At 68.0% G+C, this 22,289-nt stretch carries 40 protein-coding genes; 2 read left to right on the forward strand and 38 right to left on the reverse strand.

All coding sequences use genetic code 11. The features are described 5' to 3' along the window. Window positions 1-3 precede the first annotated feature (3 nt). From JNB50_RS13185 to JNB50_RS13290, 23 genes are all read right to left on the reverse strand, one after another. Window positions 4-399 carry a hypothetical protein gene (locus JNB50_RS13185; RefSeq protein WP_208040589.1) on the reverse strand — a complete coding sequence of 132 codons (396 nt, stop codon included), beginning with the start codon at window positions 397-399 and terminating at the stop codon, window positions 4-6. Further along, window positions 396-758: a hypothetical protein gene (locus JNB50_RS13190; RefSeq protein WP_208040590.1), complete on the reverse strand. Its 363-nt coding sequence runs from the start codon at window positions 756-758 to the stop codon at window positions 396-398. Before JNB50_RS13190 ends, JNB50_RS13185 begins: the two co-directional genes overlap by 4 nt. A gap of 92 nt (window positions 759-850) precedes the next feature. After that, window positions 851-1,753, reverse strand: a complete 903-nt coding sequence (locus JNB50_RS13195; RefSeq protein WP_208040591.1) for a P22 phage major capsid protein family protein — start codon at window positions 1,751-1,753, stop codon at window positions 851-853. An 18-nt stretch (window positions 1,754-1,771) separates the two neighbouring features. Beyond that, a complete protein-coding gene (locus JNB50_RS13200; RefSeq protein ID WP_208040592.1) occupies window positions 1,772-2,320 on the reverse strand; it encodes a hypothetical protein in 549 nt (182 codons plus the stop codon). Between the two features lie 92 nt (window positions 2,321-2,412). Next, on the reverse strand, window positions 2,413-3,579 hold the full coding sequence (locus JNB50_RS13205; protein WP_208040593.1) for a phage minor capsid protein: 1,167 nt from the start codon (window positions 3,577-3,579) through the stop codon (window positions 2,413-2,415). Beyond that, complete coding sequence (locus tag JNB50_RS13210; protein WP_208040594.1) at window positions 3,579-5,333, reverse strand: phage portal protein; 1,755 nt, start codon at window positions 5,331-5,333, stop codon at window positions 3,579-3,581. Before JNB50_RS13210 ends, JNB50_RS13205 begins: the two co-directional genes overlap by 1 nt. A gap of 13 nt (window positions 5,334-5,346) precedes the next feature. Beyond that, the gene (locus tag JNB50_RS13215) at window positions 5,347-6,636 is read right to left on the reverse strand and encodes a PBSX family phage terminase large subunit (protein WP_307794715.1); all 1,290 of its coding nucleotides are present in this window, start codon (window positions 6,634-6,636) and stop codon (window positions 5,347-5,349) included. A 19-nt stretch (window positions 6,637-6,655) separates the two neighbouring features. Beyond that, window positions 6,656-6,931 carry a hypothetical protein gene (locus tag JNB50_RS13220; RefSeq protein ID WP_208040595.1) on the reverse strand — a complete coding sequence of 92 codons (276 nt, stop codon included), beginning with the start codon at window positions 6,929-6,931 and terminating at the stop codon, window positions 6,656-6,658. Window positions 6,932-7,085: 154 nt separating this feature from the next. Beyond that, window positions 7,086-7,370: a hypothetical protein gene (locus tag JNB50_RS13225; RefSeq protein WP_208040596.1), complete on the reverse strand. Its 285-nt coding sequence runs from the start codon at window positions 7,368-7,370 to the stop codon at window positions 7,086-7,088. After that, a complete protein-coding gene (locus tag JNB50_RS13230; protein ID WP_208040597.1) occupies window positions 7,367-7,855 on the reverse strand; it encodes a helix-turn-helix domain-containing protein in 489 nt (162 codons plus the stop codon). Before JNB50_RS13230 ends, JNB50_RS13225 begins: the two co-directional genes overlap by 4 nt. A 261-nt stretch (window positions 7,856-8,116) precedes the next feature. Further along, window positions 8,117-8,305, reverse strand: coding sequence for a hypothetical protein (locus JNB50_RS13235; RefSeq protein WP_208040598.1), 189 nt, complete (start codon window positions 8,303-8,305; stop codon window positions 8,117-8,119). A gap of 258 nt (window positions 8,306-8,563) precedes the next feature. Further along, entirely contained in the window at window positions 8,564-8,761 is a 198-nt protein-coding gene (locus JNB50_RS13240; protein ID WP_208040599.1) for a hypothetical protein, read from the reverse strand. Between the two features lie 106 nt (window positions 8,762-8,867). Next, a complete protein-coding gene (locus JNB50_RS13245) occupies window positions 8,868-9,248 on the reverse strand; it encodes a hypothetical protein (protein WP_208040600.1) in 381 nt (126 codons plus the stop codon). Then, entirely contained in the window at window positions 9,245-10,018 is a 774-nt protein-coding gene (locus JNB50_RS13250; RefSeq protein WP_208040601.1) for a hypothetical protein, read from the reverse strand. Before JNB50_RS13250 ends, JNB50_RS13245 begins: the two co-directional genes overlap by 4 nt. Continuing rightward, complete coding sequence (locus JNB50_RS13255) at window positions 10,015-10,215, reverse strand: hypothetical protein (protein WP_208040602.1); 201 nt, start codon at window positions 10,213-10,215, stop codon at window positions 10,015-10,017. The genes JNB50_RS13250 and JNB50_RS13255 overlap by 4 nt, the downstream gene beginning before the upstream one ends. Beyond that, window positions 10,208-10,696, reverse strand: coding sequence for a hypothetical protein (locus tag JNB50_RS13260; protein ID WP_208040603.1), 489 nt, complete (start codon window positions 10,694-10,696; stop codon window positions 10,208-10,210). The genes JNB50_RS13255 and JNB50_RS13260 overlap by 8 nt, the downstream gene beginning before the upstream one ends. Next, a complete protein-coding gene (locus tag JNB50_RS13265; RefSeq protein WP_208040604.1) occupies window positions 10,693-11,106 on the reverse strand; it encodes a hypothetical protein in 414 nt (137 codons plus the stop codon). Before JNB50_RS13265 ends, JNB50_RS13260 begins: the two co-directional genes overlap by 4 nt. Before the next feature lie 55 nt (window positions 11,107-11,161). Beyond that, on the reverse strand, window positions 11,162-11,284 hold the full coding sequence (locus JNB50_RS25530; protein ID WP_279554543.1) for a hypothetical protein: 123 nt from the start codon (window positions 11,282-11,284) through the stop codon (window positions 11,162-11,164). After that, window positions 11,284-11,613, reverse strand: coding sequence for a hypothetical protein (locus tag JNB50_RS13270; protein ID WP_208040605.1), 330 nt, complete (start codon window positions 11,611-11,613; stop codon window positions 11,284-11,286). The genes JNB50_RS25530 and JNB50_RS13270 overlap by 1 nt, the downstream gene beginning before the upstream one ends. Further along, entirely contained in the window at window positions 11,610-11,819 is a 210-nt protein-coding gene (locus tag JNB50_RS13275; RefSeq protein ID WP_208040606.1) for a hypothetical protein, read from the reverse strand. The genes JNB50_RS13270 and JNB50_RS13275 overlap by 4 nt, the downstream gene beginning before the upstream one ends. Further along, a complete protein-coding gene (locus tag JNB50_RS13280) occupies window positions 11,816-12,004 on the reverse strand; it encodes a hypothetical protein (RefSeq protein WP_208040607.1) in 189 nt (62 codons plus the stop codon). The genes JNB50_RS13275 and JNB50_RS13280 overlap by 4 nt, the downstream gene beginning before the upstream one ends. A 152-nt stretch (window positions 12,005-12,156) precedes the next feature. After that, entirely contained in the window at window positions 12,157-12,519 is a 363-nt protein-coding gene (locus JNB50_RS13285; RefSeq protein WP_208040608.1) for a hypothetical protein, read from the reverse strand. Next, a complete protein-coding gene (locus tag JNB50_RS13290; RefSeq protein WP_208040609.1) occupies window positions 12,519-12,860 on the reverse strand; it encodes an HNH endonuclease in 342 nt (113 codons plus the stop codon). Before JNB50_RS13290 ends, JNB50_RS13285 begins: the two co-directional genes overlap by 1 nt. A gap of 106 nt (window positions 12,861-12,966) precedes the next feature. On the opposite strand from JNB50_RS13290, the gene JNB50_RS25535 reads away from it, so the two are divergent. Continuing rightward, window positions 12,967-13,089 carry a hypothetical protein gene (locus tag JNB50_RS25535; RefSeq protein ID WP_279554546.1) on the forward strand — a complete coding sequence of 41 codons (123 nt, stop codon included), beginning with the start codon at window positions 12,967-12,969 and terminating at the stop codon, window positions 13,087-13,089. A 43-nt stretch (window positions 13,090-13,132) separates the two neighbouring features. Beyond that, on the forward strand, window positions 13,133-13,315 hold the full coding sequence (locus JNB50_RS13295; RefSeq protein WP_208040610.1) for a hypothetical protein: 183 nt from the start codon (window positions 13,133-13,135) through the stop codon (window positions 13,313-13,315). Between the two features lie 5 nt (window positions 13,316-13,320). Here JNB50_RS13295 and JNB50_RS13300 read toward each other — a convergent pair whose 3' ends face one another. The 15 genes from JNB50_RS13300 to JNB50_RS13360 all read right to left on the reverse strand — a co-directional run bounded on the left by JNB50_RS13300 (window position 13,321) and on the right by JNB50_RS13360 (window position 22,244). Then, entirely contained in the window at window positions 13,321-15,849 is a 2,529-nt protein-coding gene (locus JNB50_RS13300; protein WP_208040611.1) for a DNA methyltransferase, read from the reverse strand. Continuing rightward, window positions 15,846-16,250, reverse strand: a complete 405-nt coding sequence (locus JNB50_RS13305) for a hypothetical protein (RefSeq protein ID WP_208040612.1) — start codon at window positions 16,248-16,250, stop codon at window positions 15,846-15,848. Before JNB50_RS13305 ends, JNB50_RS13300 begins: the two co-directional genes overlap by 4 nt. Window positions 16,251-16,328: 78 nt before the next feature. Then, window positions 16,329-17,216 (reverse strand): DUF2303 family protein, encoded by an 888-nt coding sequence (locus JNB50_RS13310; protein WP_208040613.1) that lies wholly within the window; start codon window positions 17,214-17,216, stop codon window positions 16,329-16,331. After that, entirely contained in the window at window positions 17,213-17,602 is a 390-nt protein-coding gene (locus JNB50_RS13315; RefSeq protein WP_208040614.1) for a hypothetical protein, read from the reverse strand. The genes JNB50_RS13310 and JNB50_RS13315 overlap by 4 nt, the downstream gene beginning before the upstream one ends. Before the next feature lie 26 nt (window positions 17,603-17,628). After that, a complete protein-coding gene (locus JNB50_RS13320; protein ID WP_208040615.1) occupies window positions 17,629-18,024 on the reverse strand; it encodes a hypothetical protein in 396 nt (131 codons plus the stop codon). Beyond that, window positions 18,021-18,926 (reverse strand): hypothetical protein, encoded by a 906-nt coding sequence (locus tag JNB50_RS13325; protein WP_208040616.1) that lies wholly within the window; start codon window positions 18,924-18,926, stop codon window positions 18,021-18,023. The genes JNB50_RS13320 and JNB50_RS13325 overlap by 4 nt, the downstream gene beginning before the upstream one ends. Continuing rightward, on the reverse strand, window positions 18,923-19,522 hold the full coding sequence (locus JNB50_RS13330) for a YqaJ viral recombinase family protein (protein ID WP_208040617.1): 600 nt from the start codon (window positions 19,520-19,522) through the stop codon (window positions 18,923-18,925). Before JNB50_RS13330 ends, JNB50_RS13325 begins: the two co-directional genes overlap by 4 nt. Next, on the reverse strand, window positions 19,519-19,782 hold the full coding sequence (locus JNB50_RS13335) for a hypothetical protein (protein WP_208040618.1): 264 nt from the start codon (window positions 19,780-19,782) through the stop codon (window positions 19,519-19,521). The genes JNB50_RS13330 and JNB50_RS13335 overlap by 4 nt, the downstream gene beginning before the upstream one ends. Then, the gene (locus JNB50_RS13340; protein ID WP_208040619.1) at window positions 19,782-19,943 is read right to left on the reverse strand and encodes a hypothetical protein; all 162 of its coding nucleotides are present in this window, start codon (window positions 19,941-19,943) and stop codon (window positions 19,782-19,784) included. Before JNB50_RS13340 ends, JNB50_RS13335 begins: the two co-directional genes overlap by 1 nt. Beyond that, a complete protein-coding gene (locus tag JNB50_RS13345; RefSeq protein WP_208040620.1) occupies window positions 19,940-20,197 on the reverse strand; it encodes a hypothetical protein in 258 nt (85 codons plus the stop codon). Before JNB50_RS13345 ends, JNB50_RS13340 begins: the two co-directional genes overlap by 4 nt. Next, on the reverse strand, window positions 20,194-21,444 hold the full coding sequence (locus tag JNB50_RS13350) for an AAA family ATPase (protein ID WP_208040621.1): 1,251 nt from the start codon (window positions 21,442-21,444) through the stop codon (window positions 20,194-20,196). The genes JNB50_RS13345 and JNB50_RS13350 overlap by 4 nt, the downstream gene beginning before the upstream one ends. After that, entirely contained in the window at window positions 21,441-21,623 is a 183-nt protein-coding gene (locus JNB50_RS13355; protein ID WP_208040622.1) for a hypothetical protein, read from the reverse strand. The genes JNB50_RS13350 and JNB50_RS13355 overlap by 4 nt, the downstream gene beginning before the upstream one ends. Further along, a complete protein-coding gene (locus JNB50_RS25540) occupies window positions 21,620-21,751 on the reverse strand; it encodes a hypothetical protein (RefSeq protein WP_279554553.1) in 132 nt (43 codons plus the stop codon). Before JNB50_RS25540 ends, JNB50_RS13355 begins: the two co-directional genes overlap by 4 nt. Then, window positions 21,748-21,870 (reverse strand): hypothetical protein, encoded by a 123-nt coding sequence (locus JNB50_RS25545; RefSeq protein ID WP_279554555.1) that lies wholly within the window; start codon window positions 21,868-21,870, stop codon window positions 21,748-21,750. The genes JNB50_RS25540 and JNB50_RS25545 overlap by 4 nt, the downstream gene beginning before the upstream one ends. After that, window positions 21,867-22,244, reverse strand: a complete 378-nt coding sequence (locus tag JNB50_RS13360) for a hypothetical protein (RefSeq protein ID WP_208040623.1) — start codon at window positions 22,242-22,244, stop codon at window positions 21,867-21,869. The genes JNB50_RS25545 and JNB50_RS13360 overlap by 4 nt, the downstream gene beginning before the upstream one ends. Window positions 22,245-22,289 lie beyond the last annotated feature (45 nt).

Here is a 22,289-nt window from a genome sequence, read left to right on the forward strand (position 1 = left end):
CGCTCACTCCTCGGTTTCGGTGTCGTCGACCTCGGACTCGTCGCCTTCGGCGCTCTCGGTCTCCTCGGAGTCCGCAGGTGCGGGCGTGGCCGCCTTGCCGCGCCCTCGGCTGCGCGCGGCCTTGTTCAGGGCCTCGTCCTCGGCGTACAGCTCGCGGAGATCCCGCTGCCGCTTGAGCTTGCGGGCGAGCTCCTCGTCGGTGAACACGACCTGCGGGTCGTGCGCGCCGAAGAGCTGCGGGTTCGCCTTCCGGGCCTGCGCCTCGGTGATGACCGTCACGCCCGGGAGCGGGAACACGCCGCCGTCGACTCCGCGAGTGGTGAGGTACCGCTCGTAGTGGTCCTGCGTGACGGACTGGATGCCGCCCTTCTCGTTCTTGATGTAGACGACGTCGGTCACTGGGCCACCGCCTCGGTGGGCGCAGCACCGTCGGGCGTCTCGGCCGGCGCGGGGGTCTGCTCCGCCTCGGCGGCCGTGGCCTCAACGCGCGCGACCTCCTCGGCGGTCATCGGCACCTCCGGCTCGACCGGGACCTCGCCGAGCGGCTGCAGCGACGGGTCGTCGGCGGACGCAAGGTCGTGCAGCTCGGCTGCCTCGACCTGCGGGTCCTTCGCGTGGCCGAGGAGCTCGGGCGACGCGTCGGCTTCGCTGGCCTCCTGCCAGTCACCGATCACCTCGCCGTCGGCGTCCTTCGGGAACTCGAAGTCGTCGGGCACCGAGTGCACGGCACCGTCGGGGTTACGCACGAAGCGCGTCATGATGGTCTCTTCTCTCTACTGGGGTTTGGAAGGTTCTGGCGGACACGACCCCCACCCGACACGTGGCCGGGTGAGGACCGAACCCAACAGGGTCAGGCGAGGACGACGAAGCCCTTCTGGTCGCGCAGCTTGGCCACGCCGTAGAGCACGTCGATGGTGACCTGCGAGCCGAGGTTGTTCGGCGAGTAGGACATCGTGACGCGCAGCACGAGGCCGGACACCTCGTCGACGATGGTCGACTGCACGGCGCCCTGCCCCGCGGGGGCCTCGGGCAGCGCACGCGACGCAAGGACGATCGCACCCGGGTCGAACGCGAAGTTCTTGGTGCTGTTCGGGGTGCCAGCCACGACCGGGGTCAGCTGCGACTCGAGCAGCTGGAGGCCGTAGATGCGGGGCAGCTCGCCGGTGGTGATCGTGCCGTCGCGGCCGTCGTTGTAGGCGAAGAAGTTCTGCAGCGAGGAGTCGGCGCGCAGCGCGGTGACGTCCTTGGTCGACAGCAGGAGGTTCCGGTTGCCCTTCTTCACCTTGTTGTCGGTGAACTTCTGGGCCGCGGCGCGCAGCGTGGCCGCTGACAGGTCGGTCCCGGAGGTGCCGACCGAGCCGGAGAACAGGCTGTAAGTGGCGATGATGTCGTTCTCGACCTGCTCAGCGATCGCGACGACCTGCGCCTCGATGTACGACTGCATGAGGATCGGCTGCGCCTGCGCGCGCACGAAGTCCTCCACCAGGATGGTGGCTTCCTTGTGCTTGTTCAGGGTCACCGTGGTGTCGGTCGAGTTCGGCGTCTGCAGCGTCACCGGGGAGCCCTGCACCTTGTCGTTGGCGACGAGGGTGCCGGGGTACGGGATGTGCAGGGTCGAGCCGACCTGGAAGGTGGCGAGGTCGCTGTCCCTCGTCACGCGGGGGGCGAGCTGGATGTTCGCGCGGAGGATCTCGAGGGCCTCGTTGGCCCAGATCTGCGGGATGAACGGTGCAGCGGTGGTGCTGTTGACCATGGGTCACTCCTTGGGGAGTCAGAGGATGATGCGCCCCTCCTGCTGAGCACGGAGGATGTCGGCGCGGTGGGCTTTGTAGAACTCGGGGTCGTTGAGCTGTTCCGCCCGGTAGACGGTCGGCTTGGCGGCGCCCGCGGGGGCGTCCGCGCCACTGGAGCGGGGTGCGGCCGGCTGTTCGGTCGCGCCCTTGAATGCGAGGAGTCGCTGCACGGAGGCCGCGAGCTCGTCCTCGGTCGAACCGACGAGGAGGTCCTCGGGCACACCGGCCGTCGCGGCCGTGCGGGCACGGAGCGCGTCGAGGCGGGCCTGCTGGGCTTCGGCGGCTGCCTGAGCGGCTGCCTCCTGCGCCTTCTGCAGTTCGGTCTTGGTCGATTCCTCGATCTCGTCGAAGCGCTTGGCCTTGTCGGCGTTCGCTTTCGCGCGGGCCTCGTTCTGGCGGGCCAGCGCCTTCCACTTCTCGAGTTCGGCAATCGGGTCGGGCTCCTGCGTCTGCTGCTCGGCGCCCGTTTCGGGCGTCTGCGTGGCGTCGGCGGTCGGCTCGGCTTCGGTTCCAGTGGTGTCGGACATGTTGTGGTGTCTCCCGTTTCGGGCGTGAAAAAAGCGCCACCGTTTCGGTGACGCTGGTGCCGTAGGGCCCCGGCTGGGCGGTGCCTCAGCCGTTACCGCATCGCGCGGTCGTACTGGAGGACGTTCAGGTGGTCGTTCGCGAGGTCGAGCTGCTCGCGTCGCGACTGCCGCAGCAGCCCGAGTTCGGGGTGCTGGGCGAGGAATTGGCGGATCTTGGCCTGAGCGTCGCGCACGTCGCGGCGGGCGGCCTGACGGGCCTCCGGGGTGCGCGCGTACTCCAGCTCCCGCTTGGCGAGCCGGATCTCCCGCTCCAGGGTGCGCTGCCGCTGGGTCGCGTTGTACGCCGCCTGCAGCTCGTCGGTCCACTCGCGCGGCGCCGGGAGCTGCGTGCGTCCCTCGAAGTACTGGGCCATGTGGTGGCGGCAGTTCGGGTGGAACAGGCCGGCCGCGGTGGCGTCCGCGATCGACGGATGAATGCCGTCGGGGACGATGCAGAGGACGACGTGCTGCCAGGGCAGGCACAGCGGGCACGGGTGGCCGTCGTCGTCCACGAACACGAGATTCCCGCCGAGCGACTGCACGACCTGCAGCCGGGACGCGTTGTACGCCCGCTGCGACGCGGTGCGCACCGCCATCTCGACGTAGGAGGAGAGCGCCCAATCGCGACCCGACTTGTCCGTGAACCCGGTGATGCCTCGGCGCATGAACTCGCGCCACGCCTTCGCCTGCGTCTGCTCGGACGTGTGCCCGATGGGGAGCACCTGACCGGCGGCGCCGGCCGGGGCGATGACCTTGTACAGGTCGTCGTCGAGACGCGTGAGTCGGTAGCGGACGTCGGCGAGCTCGCTGTCGATGTCGTCGCGGATCGCGATGGCCGCGCGGATGCCGTGCAGCTGGTACGGGTCGAAGCCAGGGTTGAAATCCGGCGGCAGGAAGCCCCCGTGCGAACCACCCGAACCGCCGCGACCACCCGAACCGCCGGCGCCGCGTCGTGGTGGTCCTACGGCCTCGATCGCGGACCCTCTGACCATCGCACCGGTAAGCGCGGGCGTCTCGCGCGACAGCCGGTTCACGACTTCGAGCGCCATGCGGTGGATGCGGGCGCGCACGGTGTCCGCGGACAGGGCGCCGGTGAGGAAGCCGCGCGCGAGGGACGCCATCCCGCCGAGCAGAGCGGACTCGGCCCACAGGTACAGGGCGATGAGCGCCGCCTCCGCTTGCCGCCCCGTCGGGGGCTGCTGCGGCTGCGGGTCGCTCATCATCTACCCTTCGGCGGTCCGGGCCTCGGAGCGGGCGCCGCGGTCGGCTGCGGTGCGGCGTCCGGTGTCGGCTGCTGCGGCGGGATGATCCCCTCCGTGTTCGCGCCCTTGACGCCGTACGAATTCGCGTCGACGCCGCCGGTGTCGGACCCGTTGGCGGCCGTGGCAGCCCACAGGAAACCGGGCTTGTTCTCGGGCAGCATAGAGTAGTCCTCGCGGATGCGGGTGACCTCGGTGTCGATCTGCTCGTCGTCCCAATCGGGGTGGAGCGCGGCGACGCGCTCGAAGAGGGAGATCGCCTCGGCGTTCACGAGCGAGAGGATGGTGTCGGCGACGACCTTCGGGTCGATCGTGTCGGCATCCGGCCACTCCACGTCCGGGAGAGCGTCACCACGACCGGGGCCCTTGAACGCGAACTGGTCGACGTCCATCAGGGCTGCGTACAGGTCGCGGAGCTCGGGGCGGCAGTACATGATCGATGCCTGGCGGGTCAGCGTGGTCAGGTTCTCGCGGGCGGTGACCTCGGTCGCGGTGACGGCGGTCTCGCCGGCGTCGCCGAACGACTGCGGGGAGAACCCGCACTCCTCGTACACCTTCGCCAGCAGGTGGGTGACCGTCTGCATGTGCTCCTGCCAGCGGATGTTCGGCTGGAACATCGTGATGAACGACTCGACCGCGCCCTTCCCACCGTTCGCCTGCGGGTTCATCGAGCCGACCATCTCGCCGGTCTCGACGAAGATCTCCCGGTCGGCGTCGAACGTGCCACCCTGGCCCGGTGCGCCCGTCTCGATCAGGCCCTTCGGGATGACGATGCGGGCCTTGCCGAGACGGATGTCGCGCATCCACGACGTGTACGCCTCGTCGATCTGGTCGAGGAGGTCTTCCACACCGTCGAGCCCGGACTTGCCGAGGTCGCGGGCGCCGGGGTCCTTGCGGAGCTTCCCGTTCGGGCGCGCCCACGGCAGGTACGCGGCGGTGAGCTTCTTCGACCCGGTGGGGATCGCCGAGTCAGCGTCCACGAGGGGCGCGAGGTACGCCGTGTCGGGGTGAGTGTCGAGCGGGACCCGCATGCCGAGGTCCTTCGAGCTCGTGGCCTCGTACAGCCCGTACTCGATGCGGCCCTTCTCGTGCATCTCGAGCAGCCTGTACGTGTTCTTGCTGCCTTCGAGGGGTGCGAGGTCGGACCAGAAGATCACGTTCACCAGGCGACGGCCGCGGAACTTCGGCACGGCCGCGTCAGCCGCGACAGCGACGAGGTACGGGCCGTCCTCGGACACGTCCTTGTCCCACGCGACCTTCACGAACGAGCCGCCGTGCGCGAACCGCAGCTCGCCGGCCTCCAGAAGGACAGAGTGCGCACGGTCGTCGAGGATCTCGCCGACGCGCTTCGTCGCCGCGGTCTTGCCCTCAGCGGTGAGGCCCTTGTCGTCCTCGTCGTGGTCATCGTTGTCACCGAAGCGGACGTCGGGCATCTGCGAGAACACCACGTTCGCCGCCATGCGCGCGATCGACGACGCGACCGCGACGTGCATCTTGTTCGGACGCTGCGCCGAGCCCTGCGGCGTCGGCGTGCCCCAGAACCAGCGGCGCACCTGACCCCAGAACGACGTCGACTGGTTCAGCTGAGTCACCGAGTACAGGTAGCCGAGCGCGTCGACATCGTTCGTGTACCAGGCGTCGTAGCGGGCCATCGCGTCGAGCGCGTGGGTCAGCTGTGCCGGAGGCCACACCTTCTCGGAGTCGGGCAGCGGCATCGTCGGCTCCGTTCTATGCGGCGAGGAGGGGACGCCACACGCTCTCCGTGGTGGTGATCGCGTAGCGTCCGGCGTCGAGTGAGTGGTCGGCGACCTTCACGGGCTTGTCGTTGCCCTTCGAGGTCTCCTTCGGGTCCCAGGAGTAGCCGGGGGCTTCCTGGTTGAACCCGGGGGTCTTCGTGGTCGTGAACAGGTGACCGGAGGACAGCAGCGACGCGACCGTGCCGATGCCGTACGACACCGAGTTGTCGGCGTGGCGCACGTTCGTGAGGCCGTCAGCCTGTAGCTGCACCTGGAACGATGCAGCGGCCGGGTCGAGGAACACCCACTCGGGCACAAGGTGCGTCGGCTTCGGGAGGTGCTGCGAGCCGAGCCACGCGCGGAGGGCGCCGGAGAGCTGCTCGTTCGTCTTCCTCGCCTGCGCGTGCGCCGGGTCGTAGCGGTACTCGTCGATCAGGTACAGGTTGGAGCCGGTGCGCTGCCCGAACTTGTCGCGGGTGTCAGCGATGCCCAGCAGGAGCGCGGCGGTCGCGTTCGTCGTACCGAAGTCGACACCGACCGCGAGCAGCCGGCGCATGACCGGCAGCGACTCCCACGGCACGATGTGCCGGTCGGGGTCCCACATGTCGTAGATCGCGCCCTCGGCAGCGACCCACTCGCCGAGGATGAAGCGGCGGTACCAGAGGCCGGTGAACTCGCGCTTGATCGAGGCGACGTACTCGGCGGTCAACGACGGGTTGTCATCGATGGTGAACTTCCACGACCGCCAGTCCGGCAGGCTGGCGAGCCGGTCGAGGAACTTCCGCTTCAGCCAGTGAGCCGGGTTGTCCGGGTTCGTCGTCCCGAACAGCTGCGCACCGGGCACCGACATGCGGCCGAGAAGCTGGGTGAACATCTCCTCGGGGATGGTGGTCACCTCATCGACGCAGGCGCCGGCGACGGTCATCCCTCGGATGACCTTCTCGGACTTCGCGTCGGACGCGCCGAGGATGTGGACGCGGCGGCCGAGGATCGAGACGGTGGGGGCGCCGTAGTTGCCGATCACCTGGTCAGCGATCGACCCGAAGAGGGAGACGTCTTGCAGCGGGGCGACCATGTTGCGCCACACGCTGTCGCGGGTGCGGCCGATCATCACGAGCTCGCCGCCGCGGGGTGCGGTCGCGCAGAAGATCAGCCATCGCAGCAGCGCGGTGATCGTCTTACCGGAGCGGATCGAGCCCTCCCAGATGCACACGCGCCCGTCGGACTGCCGCATCGAGGTGAGCTGCTTGTCGGACATGGGGAGGTCAGCGACCGCGAGCACGACGACCTCCCCGCGGGGACTACTTCGGTTCGAAGATCGCCCGGTTGGCGCGCATCTGCACGTCTTCGAGCGCGGTCAGTGCGAGCGACTTGTTCCGGCCGTCGGGAACCTGGCGGATGATCTTCGATGCGAGCTGTCGGACCTGGAGCGTGAGCTCGGTGACTAGGGCGCGCTGCTCGATCGTGGGCGGGTTGCCCTCGGCGGCGGTGAAGAACCGATCGCGTGCCTGTTGGCCCGCGGTCACGGCGTCCACGTACTCGGGGATGACGATGGGTTCGGCCTTCGGGCCGGTCATGTTTTCGGACATACTGGGTGCTGCCTCTTCCTGGGTTGATGAGACGTACGCGAGCGCCGGCCGTTGTCGCCAGACGCGCTCGCGCCGCCTCCGGTTATCCACAGAGCGGACGCTCAGGGAATCCTCAAGCTGATGTAACGGGCGATATCAGCGGTTAGTCTGGACGGTCGCTGGACGGGTTATCCACAGCCGCGAGATACGCGCGGAGGCTCTCCAGGTAGGCGTCGAGAGTCTCCTGCGGCCCCACCGACACCCGGATCGCACAGCCCGAGTCGAGGAGCGCCGGGATGCTGTCACGACCGGTGCCCTTGACGACTCCGCCCGTGGCGTACGAGCGCCGACGACGCCTCCGCCACCTGCGGATCAGCACCTGGACCGCGAGAGAGGCGATCACGCCGAGCCCGTAGCCGAGCAGAAGGGACGCCAGGTGGTAGTTCATTCGCTGGTCTCCTGTCCGATCCCGAGCGCCCGGCCGAGCTGGGCGAGCATGCTCTTCGCGTCGTCCGCACCAGCACCGCTGTTCTCCACGATCCGGGACAGCTTGTCGAACGTGATACCCGCCGTCGTGATGATGTTCCGACGCACCTCGACCGGCGCACTGTCGAGCAGCGTCTCGTTGTAGGTGTTGTCCTTGCCGCCGAAGTTGTACACCAGGTACGGGTCGTCGATCGCGTCGATCATCGCCTCGGCCGCGTTGAGCATCTTCTCCGCGAGCCGGATACGTCCCGCAGCGAGGTCGACCGTGTGCGCCTTCACCGCAGCCGCGGTCTGAGTCCGGTCGAATACGCGCTTCGTGTCCTTCGCCCACTTCGACACCGTCGACGGTGCGACACCGAGCTCGCGCGCGATCGCGTTGCAGCCGAGGCCCTGGTCGAACAGCTCTTGGGCGCGTTCAGCGTCGAATGTTCGGCCTGCTGCGGTCATGGTCGGTCACCTCTGCCGTTTCGGCGTGGTCTGTTGCCCGTTTCGGGCCTAGGGTCAGTGCATGTTCATCTGTGGCTTGTGTGGGTCCGCGTGTGATGTTCGGCCGATCGAGACGCGTTCGCAGCGTCCGACGCAGTTGGTGCCGTGGCGGTGCCAGAACCCGGAGTGCAAGAACCACGATCCGTTCGAGGTGTCGCTCGGTTGGGCGACCCGGGTTGACGGCTAGAGCTTCCGAGTCTTCCAGCGGAGGTGCCGCGGCGCTTACGACGCGTACTTGGTGATGAGGGCTTTCAGCGTCGGGGTGTCGACGTTGACGGCGACGGTGAGGCGGACGGTGGTGTCGCCGGTCGGGTTGAGGAATTGGACGTCGAGGGAGCCGGCGTCGAACTGGGTGATGCCGGCGAGGGCGGCGGCTTCGGCTTCGAAGTCGGGGCCGAGGTTGATCGCCATTGTGTCCTCCTGCGCTGGTGTGTTCGGCGGCCCGCGCAGGTCAGCCACCGTGGAAAGGTACACGGCTTGCCGTAGCGGGCTGCCTTCGCCGTTCACGCGACGTGCTGACGCGGGCCGCCGTGCTCATGGGGAAGGCCCGGCCAGGTGGGGGAGCCCGGCCGGGCCTTCTTGGGTGGAGTTCTCCATCCGACTACATCCATGGTTCCGCTTTTCCCGAATTACTTCGAGCGGGTTCGCGGGACGTTGTGCGGCGTGTCGTCACCGGTACTTCGACGTCCCCTTGGGTCTGCCTCGGCGCTGGCGGCCGGCGACGCGCATGAGGTCGATGGAGCGGACCGTGCGCCCCTCGGAGGTCTCCTCGAAGCGGAGGAGACCCTCGTCCATCCACCGGTAGACGGTCGTCTTCGATCGGCCCGAGGCGGCGACGGCCTCGGCGATTGTGAGCTCGGCCTTCACTGGGTCCTCCCGAGCGTGCACCAGATGCATGAGATCTCTTGCTGCACCTTGCGGTAGAGCATCGCGGTCACCTGGCGGTCGTTGACTCGGCGGAAGCGTGCAGCGCTCATCGACGCGCCTCCCTCGCCGCCGCTCGGCGCGACACCCATAGCGCCCAGATCGCCGCTGGGCCGCCGAATCCGACATCGCGCAAGAGGTGGTTCAGCTCGCGAGAGAAACGTTGCTCGATCAGTTCGTCGAGGTTGTACGCGTCGAGCGCGAGATGCTGCACGTCGCGGGTCGCGTCACGGATTGCGCCATCGACGAGTTGCCGAGGCATGTCGCGGGTAACCACGAGGTGGCGCGCGATCTCTGGCCCGTAGACGGTTATCTCGCGGGCGCCGTCGACGCCGAGCGCTCGCTGGTTCGTGACGGTCGCGCCGCCGATGATCTCGCGGGCGACACTCGTCCCGTGATGGTCGACGATGTCAGCTCGCTTCTCGGTCATGCTGCTGTTCCTCTCTGGCCGGCGAGGTCGGCCTCGATCTGTTCGCGGAGCTGGCGGAGGTCGTAGTCGACCATCTGCGGGTCCCAGAGGGCACCGCAGCCGAGGTTCGAGCACTGGATGACGATGGGGTCGAGGTGCTCGAGCGGTGGTTTCCAGCGGAGCGACTCGTGGTGGCAGACGCGGCAGCGGACGTGTCGGATGCGGCGCGGTTTCTGCTCCAGGGGGAATGCGTGTAGCGCGGTCTGGACGGCGGCGACGTAGCGGACGGCTTGCTCGGCGCCGTGGTGCTTCGTGCGGAGCCGGTCGACGGCGGCCGTGACGTACCGTGTGAGGATGTCGGTCACCCACCAGACGGCCTCGATCGGTGCTTCCGGGTGGAAGCCGTTGTGGTGCGACGCGGTGACGTCCCACTCGGGCTCGTCGACGCCCCAGTCGACCGAGTACGCGACCGCGACGGCGGCGAGCTGCCGGTACAGGGTGTCGGCCTGCACCCACGACGTCGGGAGGATGACGCGGGAGCCGGGCGCAGTGCGCACACCGGAGGAGTCGCGGGGGCCGGACTCGATGCTGCGGCAGTGCGAGATCAGGTCAACGGAGACGGCGAGGGCTTCGTCGAGCTTCGTCGCGCACGAGTAGCAGAGCAGCCCGTGCTCGGCCGGCCGGGGCAGGCAGCCTGGGCACGCGTCGTTCTCGCAGTTCGAGAGGTGCTGGTCGCGGATCGTGCACGACCGGAGATCTGGGACGTCGTTCGTGATGCAGAGCAGCGTCATTCGGTGGTCTCCTCGGTGGTCAGGCGCACAGTGCGCATGTGGTGGCGGATGCCGGCCGCGAAGGTCCGTGCCTCTTTCGGGACGGTGGCGAGAGCGTCGCCGAGGCATTCGTCGAGCGTCGGGTGCACGTCTTCGAACTCCTCGACGGCGTTCAGCAGCGCCCATGCCCAGTCGGGGGCGTCGATCGCCCTAGCCACAGTCGCCTCCGATGTGGATTGCGTCATGCTGCACGACGGGGACGATCAGGACGTCGTCTACGGTCGGATCTTGCGCGTACGGGTTCGGCTTGTCGGGGTCGAAGTCGGGGTTCGGCACTCTGATGGCCTCGGTGGTGTGGGTGCTGATTGCGAGCTCGCCGCCACACTCGTAGCAGTGGTCGCGGCCGAGGTATCCGGCCGCCTCGCCCTCCGCGACGAGCTCCTCCCACCGCTTGGCGAACTCGGCGCGCGCTTCGATGAAAGCCGGGTCGAGCGGTCGACGCTCGGTGATCTCTGGCCGGTTGTCGGGGTCGATGCCCTGCATGATGTACGAGTTGCGGATCATCTGCCGCTGCCGGGCCTCCAGCCGATCGGCCCACTCGCGCATCCACTCGCCAGGAGCGAACGGCTTCGATGCCGGGGTGACCATGCCGAACGCGGTCGGGATCTTCTCGGGGATGTGCTCGCTGCCGTTGCTCATCGCTGGTCCTCCCGGAATCGCGACCGGCAGTCCTCGCAGGTGGTCGCCGCGCGGCGGTCGGTGACGGTCGCCAGGTCGCGAGGGACCGGCTTCCCGCATGACGTGACCGGCGAGCCCCACGGAGCGAAGTGCAGAACCTCGGCCTCGCCACGGGCCGCGGCCGAGGCGTCTGACTGTAAATCAGCTCCCTCGTCGTGGTGGCACGGGCAGACGCACGGGATGACGTTCTCGCCGTCCCATCCGTCGCCGTTGCAGGCGTCGTGCTTGCCGTCTCGGCAATCGGGGTTCATCGGGTCTCCTTCGGGTGGCAGTTGCAGTGGTAGTTCTTCGCGCAGCCGTACGGGGTCTTGCAGCACGACGGCTTGCACGCTCTCGGTGGTGGCGATGGTCTGGTCGGCGGTTCGAACCACGCCTCGATCGGCTTCTCGTTCAGCAGCGACGTCGTCGACCGCGCCCGACGCAGCTTCACGTCTCGGCCCTCATGTCGGCCTCCTCGAACGTGTCCGTCCCGCCGTGCTCGAATTCCAGGACGGTCAGGAACTGCTCAGGACTCAAAGTCGGCGCGGGCGGGGTGGGAACGCCGCTCATCAGATCCCCATCCGCTTGACGAGGCGTTCCCACAGGGTCTTCTTCGCCTGCTCGCCGCGTGTGGTGAGAGAGAGCTGGGAGAGCGCCGCATACATCGCGACGTCGGCCTCGACCGTCGTCTTCTCCTGCCGCGTGACCTCGACACGCTCCCAGAGCCCCGCCTCCCGGAGCGCGGCCTTCAGCGCGTCCTCGTCGAGGCTGATCTGCCGCGTCCGCACGACCTGCCCCCACCGGCCGCCGCGGCGCTCGGTCAGCCAGATCCGCACGCGACGGTACGGGTACGCGGCGTCGGTGGTGTACCGCTCGATCGCGATGTCCTGATGCTTCATGCTCTCTGTCCTTCCGTGATCTGCTGCCCGCGGACGAACCGACGCAGCCTCTCGGTTTCGTGGTCGTACTCGCGACGCTCCAGCTCGTCCTCCGGGATCGGCAGACCGTGGAACCGCCACGGCGCCTGCTTCACCTCGAACGACACCTCGGCGAGGAACCGGGCCATGTCCAGCTCGGACGGGGCGATCATCGTCTCCGGCATCACGCGACTACCATCCGGTGGAGGCTGATGGCGAGGCCGTTCGCTCGGTCCATCGCGGCTTCCCACGTGTTGTGGTAGCGCTCGGCCACGAGGTCTCCGTCGTCCCAGAGCACGTACGACATCGCCTTCGGTGCGCCGTCGTGGCCCCAGTTGATGCATGCGACCTTGACCCGGTGAGAGTTATCCACAGCCCCTGTCGCGTGCTCAGGAACAGAAGATGATCCGCTCTGGTCTTGGACACGTTCGTTAGTTGCGTCTGTTGCGTTCGTTGCGTGCATTGCTCCGGAAGCCGCCGAGCACTGCTCAGCGTCGATGCCGGTAGGAATGCTCCGAGTAGTGCTCATGCAACCGTTCCTCTCTGCTTGGCCCACCGCGCCGCGGCGGCCTTCTTCGCTTTCTCCGTGCGTCGCTGCGATTCCTCGTCGGACGGCTGGAAGGCGGCCCAGTCGTGGATCATCCAGCCGCCCTCGATCGGCTCCCACAGGCCGACCTCGACGAGGAGGTCGGCGTCGCGCTTCTTCCCGTGCATCAGCCCGAGCGCGGCGGCCGGGATGAACCCGGAGTTGCCCTGGCCGCCGCAGTAGCCGAGTCCGAACACCCACACGCAGAGCGCGTGATCGCCGCCCCGCTGCCCGAGCAGCTCGAGCGTCTTGTGGTTGCTATGGAGGTTCACGTCCACGCGAACCCAGTTGAGATTCGCCATCAGTCGAGACCCCCGTCCGCCTTGAGCATGACGAGCTGCCCGCGGTAGAGGACTGGTCGGAGTGCCGAGTTGAACCCGGAGCGCACCGACCACCCGTTCGCGTAGCGGTCGCTGTCGGCGTGCGCCTTCCCGTGGCAGCCGGTGTGGTTCCCCCACCCACAGACGTGCAGGAGGTTCGTCACGACGTCGAGGCCGCCGTGCGAGCGGTGTTGGCGGTGGTGGATCTCGGTGGCCTTGCGGATGCCGCAGACCTCGCACATCCCGAATGAGCGTTCCCGCACCTTCGCGTACGCGAGACGCGACTCTGCCGGAGTCGGCTTCGCGGTCTTCGGGCCGATCACAGGGCGTCACCCCACCCGGCAGTTCCCGCCGCGCACAGAGAGAGCAACAGGACTGAGCATCCCGCCCGGCCCTGGCGCACTCCTCCTGCGAACGAAGGGAACGACGATGAGGAACCTACTGACGAAGGCGTACCTGTGGATGGACGCCAACCCCGCGGCCGAGGCGGTGCTGTGGCTCGGCCTCGACTGCGTCTGTGAGGTGCTCGGATTGCCGCCGCTCCACTTCTGAGGTGGCTTGAAATCGGGGCCGAAATCCATGCCAAGGTCGAAGCATGGACGAACTCAACCTGGCCCAAGAGGCCATCGATACTGCCCGCACCGCGCTCGGCTACTCGCAGGGGACGAACGGTCTCATCCGCCGAGAAGAGCCGTTGCAACTCACCCTTGACGCGATCGAACACGTCGCCGGGGTGCTTCGCGAACTCCGTGACGGGGCGCGGGCGGACGCTGAGTAGGCACGTCACGACGCCATCTCCAGGTCGAGCATGTCGAACAGGCTCGGCGTCTGCCCGGAGCGGTCCATCTCCCGCTGGTAGTTCACCGCGTCGCGGAACGAGGTCGGGTTGAGCTCGACGGCGCGACCACGGCGGCCGAGCTTCCTGGCCCGGAGAGGGACGGTGCCGAGACCGCCGAACGGGTCGAACACGAGATCGCCCTTGTTCGAGTAGCGCTCGATGAGCCGGTCGACGATGTCGAACTGCAGCGGGCAGATGTGGAACTCGAGGTTCCGTCTCGCCTGCTCCCCGTTGAGGGTCAGCATCCGGTTCACATCCGACCAGACGAACGGGTGCCAGGCGCCGGGGTCGAGGGACTTGAACGTCGACGGGAGCGCTCGACGCGCCTGCAGCGCCTCACCGAGGGCCACGTGAGCGTCGAAGTCGTAGACGGTGTGCTCCGACTGCGTCTTGAACAGCCGCGAGCGTTCCTCCGGCTTCAGCTGGGCGAGCTCGTCGACGGTGAGTACCCGGTTCCCGGACGACCTCCAGTCGGCGGCGGCGTCGATCTGCCAGCGGGCGAGGGAGTAGTCCTCGATGCCCTTCACGATCCGCTCGTCCGCGTACCCCTTCGACCGGTCCGTCTGCGGCTTGTGGAAGAGCAGGATGTACTCCGGCGAGCCGACGCCCATCTTCGAGCCGTCCTTCCGCATCTCGGTGTATCCGAGGCGGTAGGTCTGGTTGTTCTCCCGCACGACGTCGGTCGTGACCGTGATCATGCCCATGTAGTCGAACCCGTGACGCATCCCGTGGAACAGCGCCTCCGCGTGGAACGGGGAGACGGTGGGGATGCCGGCGCCGGTCACGTTGCCGAACAGGATGCGGTCCTTCACATGGCAGGCGTAGATCCTGCCGGGCTTGAGGATGCGGTGCAGCTGCGGTGTGAGGAAGTCCATCTGCGCCCAGAAGTGCGCGTTGTTGTCCGTGTGACCGAAGTCGTTGTAGCTCGGCGTGTACTCGTAGTGGTTCGAGAACGGGATCGACGTGACGATCAGGTCGACGCTGTTCTCCTCCATCTGCATCGTCTCGGGCACGCAGTCGTTGTGCGCGATCAGCCAGTCATCGCCGGACGCCTCCGCGCGCTTCACACCCATCGACCGGGTGAGCTCGGCGGTGATCCGGCCAGGGTTCAGCCCGTACTCGCGGATCACGTCCGACATCGTCTCGGCGAGGCGCTCGTGCTCCTCCCATTTCGCCTCCAGGGTGTCCTTGACCGAGCCCTCGGTGTCGGCGTAGATCAGGAAGACACGGCACTCGCGCATTTGCCCGTAGCGGTGGATGCGGTGCACAGCCTGGATGGTGTCGTTGAACTTGTGCGTGATGCCGACGAAGATCGCCGTCGACGCCTGCTGCAGGTTCATGCCCTGCCCGAGCATCACCGGCTTGCCGATCAGCGCCGTCGTCTCGCCGGCGCGCCATGCCTCCAGACGTCGCTCGGCCTCCTCGTCGGACAGCGCCCCATGCACCGAGGAGAACGAGATCCCGGCCGCGGCGAGCGACTTCTCGATCAGGTCCTGCTCGTCGTTCAGGTCACACCAGATGACCAGCTGGTCACGAGACGCCACGACGTGCTCATGCACAATGGACATCAGCCGAGCGACGCGCGCCTGAAGAGTCTCGCGCTTCTCCCGGGCGGCGTCGACCATCGACATCTTCGCGCCGCGGACGAGGACGCCCTGACCGTCGCGGTCCATCTGCTCGCTGGCCAGGTCGACCGCGACTTCTTCCCAGTGCTTCACCAGCGGGGGCAGGTCGTAGCCCTCATCGGAGTAGCCGAGGTCGCTGGGCCGCTGGAGGAAGCACGCCCACGTGTTCAGCCACAGCCAGAACTCGCGCTCCTTGTGCGGGTAGAGGGTGAGGTTGCCGGCCGATGTCGAGTCGCGCTGGAAGAACCGCGTGAGCGCCTGACCGGTGTCCATCACGCCGAGGAAGCCGGCGTAGTGGATCAGCTCCTTGTATCGGTTCGGGCTCGGGGTGGCCGTGGCGACGAATCGGTAGGGGATCGCGTCGAAGAGACCCAGGAACTCCTGGTAGGTCTTCGACCCGAACGACCGCAGCACCGACGCCTCGTCGAGCGAGACCGCCTTGAACAGGTTCACGTCGAGTTTGCCATCACGCACCGACTCGTAGTTCGTGACGTAGATACCGGGCCCGTCGACCTGCTCGGTGCGGCGCACGAACGTCACGTCGACGCGGAGGCGGCCGCGGCCGTCGCGGATGAACTCGCCGCGCACACCGAGCGGTGCCACGATCAGCGCCCGACCACCCTCGCGCTTCAGGATCTGACGCAGGATCTCCAGCTGCATGATCGACTTGCCGAGACCGAAGCGTGCGAAGATCGCTCGCCGGCCGCCGGCGATCGCCCACTGCACGATGTCACGCTGGTGCGGCTTCAACGCGGTGTGCAGCTCGAACGGGTTCACGTGGAAACCGAACGACTTCTCGAACGCGACCTTCTCGCCGAGGAACTCTTCGTACTCCGTCAGACCGTTCACGCCTGCACCTGCTCGACTTCGAGCGACATCCATGCGGCGGCGTGCTGGCGGCGGTCTTCGAGGACGATGCGGCAGTGCTTGTCCATGAGGTCGGGCGTGTCGTCGGCGGTCACGCCCGCGTCGACGAGCCCGTCGCAGAGGGCCTTGCAGAGGCGGAAGAGGTTGTCGGAGTCACGGCGTCTCTGGTCGCGTACGTGCCAGACGAGGGTGACGTTGCAGCGGCCGAGGGCAGGGAAGGCCGCCGCCTGCTCGGCGGCGTACGCGCGCCAGAGCTTGGTGTGCTTGGCAATGACGCGCCAGTGGAGTCGGAGGTTGAGGCTCAGCGGGTCGCGCTCGAGCGGGATGAAGATGCTGGCCTTGAACGGCTCGGCGGCCGGGATCGTGGCAAGGTTGTCGGACACGCTGATTCCTTCTGCGATGGGGGAGCTGTTGTGGAGGGTGGCCAGGACGTCGGAATCGTCCTGGCCACCCGGTTCGGGTTACGGCCGGCCGTAGAAGATCGGCACGTCGCCGATCCCCTCGTGCACGACCGTCTCCTTGCCGGACTCGGCTGACTTGTCGGTGCGGCCGTCGCGGATCTCGGTCGCGATGTCCGCGAACGCGCCCTCGAGGATCGTCTCCGGCCGCTGCAGCGTGTAGCCGAGCCGCAGCCCGTCCTCGCTGATGCGGTATCGGAGCGACGCGAACACGTAGTAGATCGGGCCGCCGATGTACGGGCGCAGCGCGAGCTTGAGCTCCTTCGGGAACTCCAGGTCGCCCTTGCGGCCCTTCGCGGCGCCGATCGTCTCCGTGTACTCGAACTTGACCTCGCCGTTGTCGAGGCGCGTCGCCTGGCCGAAGTCGACCTTCTTCGTGGCCTCGAACTTCGTCGCGAGCTCGATCACACGGGCGTGCGTCGGCTCGACGACGTCGAGGGCGCGGTCCTCGATGAACTCCGCGAACTCCTGCTGACCGAACCAGGCGCGGTTGCTCTGGCCGAGGTCGTGCGCCGTCCACGCGAGCCACGCCTTGGTGTGCTCCAGGCCGAGGGTCAGCTTGTGGCGCTGCCAGCCAGGGTCGTTGTAGCTGCCCTCGTGGGAGTCGATGACCGCGACCACGCTCGACGAGGAGGTGTGCGCGTACACCTCCGTCCCCGGGAGCTTGTGCCGGTTCACGTAGCTGACGAACGACGCCGCGTCGGTCACCGTGCGGGACGCCTCCGCGCGCCGGGGCACGTCGGCGTAGCCGTCGGTGTCGAGCTCTCGTAGCCCACCCTTCCCGTCGGCGACCGCGTACACCGTACCCGGCAGGAGCGTGTGCGGCTTCGTGCCGGCGATGGCCAGGTCGGCGACGGTCTGCGCCTCGGTGATGTTCTCGATCTCGCTCATGCGGACGGGGCCTCCTTGATCTCCCCGGTCGCGGGGTTCACGGTGTAGTCGGGTGCGGTGCGGATGTCCTCTTCAGCGAAGAGGGGCATCGCGGTCGGGTCGGTGCGCTGCAGCTTGTTGCCCTCGCCGATGTACGCGATCGAGCCCTCCCGGTTCTTCTCCGGGAGCTTCATCGCGATGCGGTCGTTCACGATGACCGCCGTGCCACCGCCGTCGACGAGCTTCACGTCGAAGCGGACCGAGAGCGACCCGGGCTTGCCGGTCGTCTTCACCGCCTCGATCAGCTTCGTCAGCCCGTCGGCGAGCTCGATGTCGGTCTTCGGTCGGATCGTGGCGAGCACAGCCGCGAAGCTGTCGCGCGTCTCCGATCCCTTCATGTCCACCATTTGGTTTTCCCTTCTGTGGGTGGCTTTCAGCGGCCTACGCCGCCGACGCCGTACGCGGCGCCGTTGACCTTGTTGATGTTCTGGTAGCCCATGAGCTTCGACTTGAGGGCGTCCTGGAGGTGCTCCGCGTGGTGGAGCTGGGCCTTCGCCTCGTTCAGCTCGCGGAGCAGCGGGAGGCATTCGAGGCGCGCCTCCGCGATGCGCTCGTTGTAGAGGTCCCGCTTCGACTGGAGCTTCGCCATCTCGAACGCCTTCGAGTACGCCTCCTCGGCGTCGTACCGTGCGCGCTGCAGGGTGTCGATGACGACGACAGCACGCTCCAGGCGGTCGCCGATCTCACGGATGATGAACTCGATCTCCATCGGCGAGACGGGCTGGTAGTCGATCAGCTCGCCCGTGGTCGAGTGCACCAGCTCGGTCACGGCTGCACCTCACCGCGCTCGACGGCCGCGGCGTACTCGTCGCCGGCCTGCTGCTCGTAGTCGTCCTCGGTCGGCTCGACGACCTCCTCGGCAGCCTCCGGCTCCGTGGCGGCGTCGCCCTTCGGCTCGGCCCGCTCCTCGGCGCGGCCGATCGATCCGTATCGGGCGAGCGCGAGAGTGCGCACGGGGTCGGTGAACTCGCCCGCGGCCTTCGCCCGGTTCACGATGTCGGTCACCGCGTCCTTCGTCTGCGCCGCCTCGATCAGCGTCGGCCAGTCCTCGGTCGGCTCCAGCTCGCCCTCAATCACGTCGGGGTCGGCCGCGCCGTCCTCGCGCACCGGGAGGTCGAGCTCCTCCGGCGTGTAGTGCACGCCCATGAGCGCGTCCTCGGCGCCCTCGCGGCACACCTCGGAGATCGCGCGGGCCTTGCACATCGCCTCGGCGTACTTCTTCCAGACGTCCTTGCCCATGAGGCCGGCGCGGGTCGCCCGCTCCGGCGTCCACGTCGCCTCGTAGGTGAACTCGGGGTCGTCGGATCTGGTGAGCGACGCGGTCGCGGCGAAGTCGCCGGCCGCGATGCTGCCCGTCGTCCGCACCCGGAGACGGTGCCCGGCCTTGCGCACGACGGCCGACATCAGCGCCGGGGAGAGGGTCGCCTTCCCCTCGATGATGTGGACGCCTTGCATCGCCGCGACAGGGTGGATGCCGAGCATGTCGCCCGTCTCCATCACGAGCAGTACCTTCCCTGGCGAAGGCTGGTTGAGCACGGCGCCGTCGGGCTGGCGGACCTGCGCCCACAGCCCCTTCGGGATGAGGTCGCCGCCCGCGGCGAGGGTCTGGGCGTAGCGCTGCCGCTCGGAGAGCGACGCGTCGCTGTACGCCACCAAAGCTTTCTCGGTCATGCGATGTTCCTTTCGAACTCAAGGGCGAGCCGGAGCTGCGCGAGCAGCTCGGTCGCGATGGGCAGGATCTGCGCCGTCAGGTCGACGATCTTCGGGTCGTCGCGGCGCACGGTCAGGTGCTTCGGCTCCGTGGTCCGCATCTCGCCGTCGATGACCTCGACCCACAGGAACTCGATCTCGTCGGCCTCGGGGAACACGAGGAACTGCCAGGCGAGCTGCCGCCACTCCGGCAGCGACGGGCCGTTCACGATGCGGCCGTGCTTCGCCTTGCACTCGGCCAACAGCAGCCGGTCGTCGGCGAGGCGGAGGATGCCGTCCGGGGTGGCCGCGAACCCGGTCTCCTGCGGAGAGTGGAAGAGGGCGACGTTCTGCGGGATGCCCGCCCAGGCGAGCATCATCGGTTCCCACCGGTGCCCGGAGGCGGTGTAGCTGTTGCCGTGGAACGACTCGCGGGACAGCTTCGCCCGCAGGTAGGACGGGATGGAGGACGCCTTCGACAGCTTCGCGGCGTCGCTGGCACCGATCACGGGCCAGCGGGCCTCCTGCCAACGCTCGCGCACCGTACCGTCGTCGAGGATGCGGTCGAGGTATGTCATGCGTCGATCCCGTCTCTGCCCGCGTCTGGGTCGTCGAGGTCGATCTCTTCGATGACGTCGTGGGCGTCTTCGCCGTCAATGCCGGGGCAGCGCCACTCCTCGATCGCCTGCTCGAAGAGGACCGATCGGTAGATTTCGACGTCGCCCTCGAACCCATGGAGGCGGCATTCGCGGTAGTCGTGGTCCGGGTCGTCCGGGTTGGAGTTGATCTGGTCAAGCTGTCGGACGGTGACGTGCTCGGGGAACAGGGGGAAGGTCATCAGCACAGCTCGCTCTCGTCGAGTCGCCATTCGGCCTCGATGAGGGTGCGGTATTCGTCCGCGTCCGCTGCGAGGTCGTCGGACGGGATGGCCGTCGTCAGGATCGGGCGAGCGACCGGCATCCCGAGGATGTCCTTGATGGACTCCATCGCGTCGCTCACAGTCCCAACCCCTCTCGGATCGGCGCCACCGGTGCGACGCTGTCCTCGCCGCGCGGCTCCATGACCAGGTGACGGAACGGCGGAAGATCGTTCAGCGCGACGCGGTACTGGCCGAGCGCGATGCGGTTCGCGATTCGAAGCTGCTCTGTCTGCTCCTGGATCGCCTTCGCTGTCGCGATCTGCGCGAGCGCGAGCGAGTGCTCCGGGCTGTGCTGCTGCTGGGCCGTCCTCAGCAGCTTGTCGATCTCGCTCACCGGGCCACCTGCCCGTCCTCGATGACGACGCCGACCTTGCCGGACTCGTCCACGACCTCGACCCACACCTGGTAGTCGTTCTCATGCGCGAGCTCAGCGATGATGTCCATCGACTCCGAGTCGAGGAGCGAACCGTCCATGATGCGGAGCACCCGAAGCTTCGGGTTCGCGGCCATCGCGAGCGCGACCGACACGCGGAGCTGCTCGGCCGACGACGCCTGCGACAGCGGGATGCCGTGCAGGGTCACGCCGGCGTCGTCGAACGACAGCCCCGGGACGGGGAACTCGACCGCCGCGAGCGCGTCGGCCTTCTGCTTCTCGATCGCCTGCAGCTTGATCGTGTGCTGGGCCTGTCTGCCCTTCACCTCGGCGAGCTGCGCGGCGAGCGCGGCCCGCTCGCGCTGGGCGCGGATGCGGCGGTTCGAGGCCTCCAGGCCGTCGAGGCGCTCGACGATCGCGGCCACGTCGATCTGCTCTGGGCGGTCGCGCCATGCCGTCTGGACCAGAACGTAGGAGTCTTTCGCAGCCGCGAGTCGATCCTGTGCTTCGGCGACCGCCCTCTCGGCGGCCTGGACCGCATTCGCCCTCTGCTCAAGGTCACGGGCGAGCTGGTCGATCTTCGCGTTCTGCTCGCGCGCGGCATCCGCCTCAGCGAGCAGTGCGGATGCCGGCTGCTCCTCCTCCGGGAGGTCCGGGTCGTGATCGGGGAACGATGCGAGCTGCGCCTCCAGGCGGGCGACGTCGCGGCCGACCTCGGTGCGCTGATCGTAGACGCCCTTCCGCTGCCGTTCCAGGTCCACCGGGTCGAACGGGAGGTCGACCGTCGACACGAGCGTCGCAACCTGCTCCTTCGGTGTCTGTCGCACGAACGCGAGCGGGTCAAACGCGCGACGGCCGAGCATCTCGTCGAGGAGCTTCTGCGGCGACGAGTATCGGGCGCCGTCCGCCGACTCCACTGTGAGGGTGCCGGCGTCGTCCTTCGTCCAACGTCTCGTGACGACGATGTCGCCGAGGTCGAGTCTGACGACCGCGGAGTCCTGACCCTCACGGATCGGCTGCTGCGTCGCTCGCGACGCGTCACCGCCCGCGAGCGCCGCCCACAGTGCATCCAGCACGGACGACTTGCCCTGAGCATTCCGGCCCGCGATCGTGACCACGTTCCCGGTGGGGGAGATGTCGACCGCGACGAGCCGCTTGTAGTTCTCGGCCTTGAGATTCGTCACCCGAAGAGCCTTGGTCTGAGTCATTTCTGCTTGCCTTTCGAGAGGAGGTGAACCTCGTGCGCCCGGCAGGCCAGCGCGAACGCGGCGAGGGCGAGGAGGATCGAGAATGTGAGGATGTTCGGGTGATGGGTGACGCCGGCCAGGACGCCGAGAGTGATCGCGCCGACGAGGATGCCGGTGTAGAAGGCCGTCCAGCGGTTCATCGGAGCGGCATCCCGGCGATGTAGAGGACGACGCACGCGACCGCGACGGCTGCGAGGACGAGCCCGATGATCGCCCCGACGATGGGCGCCAGCGGCGGGCGCCGGTTGATGTCGTAGTCGCGCCTCATCGGACGACGTCCTCGTGCGCGATGGCGTCGAGCGCCTCGAGAGCGTTCGCCGCCATCGACAGGCGCGCGACCGGGCTCGGGTGTGGGTAGATGAACGTCTCCCGACGCAGCGCGCTCACGAGCAGGCCTCGGTGATCGTGACGACGACCTCGGGGGAGCCCTCCGCGTTGATACGGGTGTCGCCCGTCTCGACGAGAAGCCCCTCGCGCTTCATGTCGGAGATCCGCTTCCGTGGGGACTCGTGGTGAACACGGGTCCAGCCCGCGCGCTTCACCATGCGGGCGTACGCGTCGCACACCTCGAACGCGGCCATCGGACCACGCTCGGCGAGGAGCTGCAGCACCCTGTCGCGAACCGAATGGACTGTGCTCTGCGACTTGTCGGCCGCGAGGTGCGACGTCACCGGGTCGTTCCGGTGCACGCGCAAGCTGTCCTCGTCGAACAGCATCGGCGGGAGCGACGATCTCGACGGTAGAGTGTCGGTGGAATTCATAGCGATTTCCTCTCTGAGACGCCCGGGCTGCCACCTGGGCGTTTC

The organism is Leifsonia sp. TF02-11 (assembly GCF_017565305.1).
Classification (GTDB): Bacteria; Actinomycetota; Actinomycetes; order Actinomycetales; family Microbacteriaceae; genus Leifsonia.

Coding starts and splice junctions, on each gene's coding strand:
- JNB50_RS13190 (WP_208040590.1), bottom strand. CDS start 758: ATGACGCGCTTCGTGCGTAACCCCGACGGTGCCGTGCACTCGGTGCCC.
- JNB50_RS13195 (WP_208040591.1), bottom strand. CDS start 1,753: ATGGTCAACAGCACCACCGCTGCACCGTTCATCCCGCAGATCTGGGCC.
- JNB50_RS13200 (WP_208040592.1), bottom strand. CDS start 2,320: ATGTCCGACACCACTGGAACCGAAGCCGAGCCGACCGCCGACGCCACG.
- JNB50_RS13205 (WP_208040593.1), bottom strand. CDS start 3,579: ATGAGCGACCCGCAGCCGCAGCAGCCCCCGACGGGGCGGCAAGCGGAG.
- JNB50_RS13210 (WP_208040594.1), bottom strand. CDS start 5,333: ATGCCGCTGCCCGACTCCGAGAAGGTGTGGCCTCCGGCACAGCTGACC.
- JNB50_RS13220 (WP_208040595.1), bottom strand. CDS start 6,931: ATGACCGGCCCGAAGGCCGAACCCATCGTCATCCCCGAGTACGTGGAC.
- JNB50_RS13225 (WP_208040596.1), bottom strand. CDS start 7,370: ATGAACTACCACCTGGCGTCCCTTCTGCTCGGCTACGGGCTCGGCGTG.
- JNB50_RS13230 (WP_208040597.1), bottom strand. CDS start 7,855: ATGACCGCAGCAGGCCGAACATTCGACGCTGAACGCGCCCAAGAGCTG.
- JNB50_RS13235 (WP_208040598.1), bottom strand. CDS start 8,305: ATGGCGATCAACCTCGGCCCCGACTTCGAAGCCGAAGCCGCCGCCCTC.
- JNB50_RS13245 (WP_208040600.1), bottom strand. CDS start 9,248: ATGACCGAGAAGCGAGCTGACATCGTCGACCATCACGGGACGAGTGTC.
- JNB50_RS13250 (WP_208040601.1), bottom strand. CDS start 10,018: ATGACGCTGCTCTGCATCACGAACGACGTCCCAGATCTCCGGTCGTGC.
- JNB50_RS13260 (WP_208040603.1), bottom strand. CDS start 10,696: ATGAGCAACGGCAGCGAGCACATCCCCGAGAAGATCCCGACCGCGTTC.
- JNB50_RS25530 (WP_279554543.1), bottom strand. CDS start 11,284: ATGAGCGGCGTTCCCACCCCGCCCGCGCCGACTTTGAGTCCTGAGCAG.
- JNB50_RS13270 (WP_208040605.1), bottom strand. CDS start 11,613: ATGAAGCATCAGGACATCGCGATCGAGCGGTACACCACCGACGCCGCG.
- JNB50_RS13285 (WP_208040608.1), bottom strand. CDS start 12,519: ATGGCGAATCTCAACTGGGTTCGCGTGGACGTGAACCTCCATAGCAAC.
- JNB50_RS25535 (WP_279554546.1), top strand. CDS start 12,967: ATGAGGAACCTACTGACGAAGGCGTACCTGTGGATGGACGCCAACCCC.
- JNB50_RS13295 (WP_208040610.1), top strand. CDS start 13,133: ATGGACGAACTCAACCTGGCCCAAGAGGCCATCGATACTGCCCGCACC.
- JNB50_RS13310 (WP_208040613.1), bottom strand. CDS start 17,216: ATGAGCGAGATCGAGAACATCACCGAGGCGCAGACCGTCGCCGACCTG.
- JNB50_RS13315 (WP_208040614.1), bottom strand. CDS start 17,602: ATGGTGGACATGAAGGGATCGGAGACGCGCGACAGCTTCGCGGCTGTG.
- JNB50_RS13325 (WP_208040616.1), bottom strand. CDS start 18,926: ATGACCGAGAAAGCTTTGGTGGCGTACAGCGACGCGTCGCTCTCCGAG.
- JNB50_RS13330 (WP_208040617.1), bottom strand. CDS start 19,522: ATGACATACCTCGACCGCATCCTCGACGACGGTACGGTGCGCGAGCGT.
- JNB50_RS13335 (WP_208040618.1), bottom strand. CDS start 19,782: ATGACCTTCCCCCTGTTCCCCGAGCACGTCACCGTCCGACAGCTTGAC.
- JNB50_RS13350 (WP_208040621.1), bottom strand. CDS start 21,444: ATGACTCAGACCAAGGCTCTTCGGGTGACGAATCTCAAGGCCGAGAAC.
- JNB50_RS13355 (WP_208040622.1), bottom strand. CDS start 21,623: ATGAACCGCTGGACGGCCTTCTACACCGGCATCCTCGTCGGCGCGATC.
- JNB50_RS25540 (WP_279554553.1), bottom strand. CDS start 21,751: ATGAGGCGCGACTACGACATCAACCGGCGCCCGCCGCTGGCGCCCATC.
- JNB50_RS13360 (WP_208040623.1), bottom strand. CDS start 22,244: ATGAATTCCACCGACACTCTACCGTCGAGATCGTCGCTCCCGCCGATG.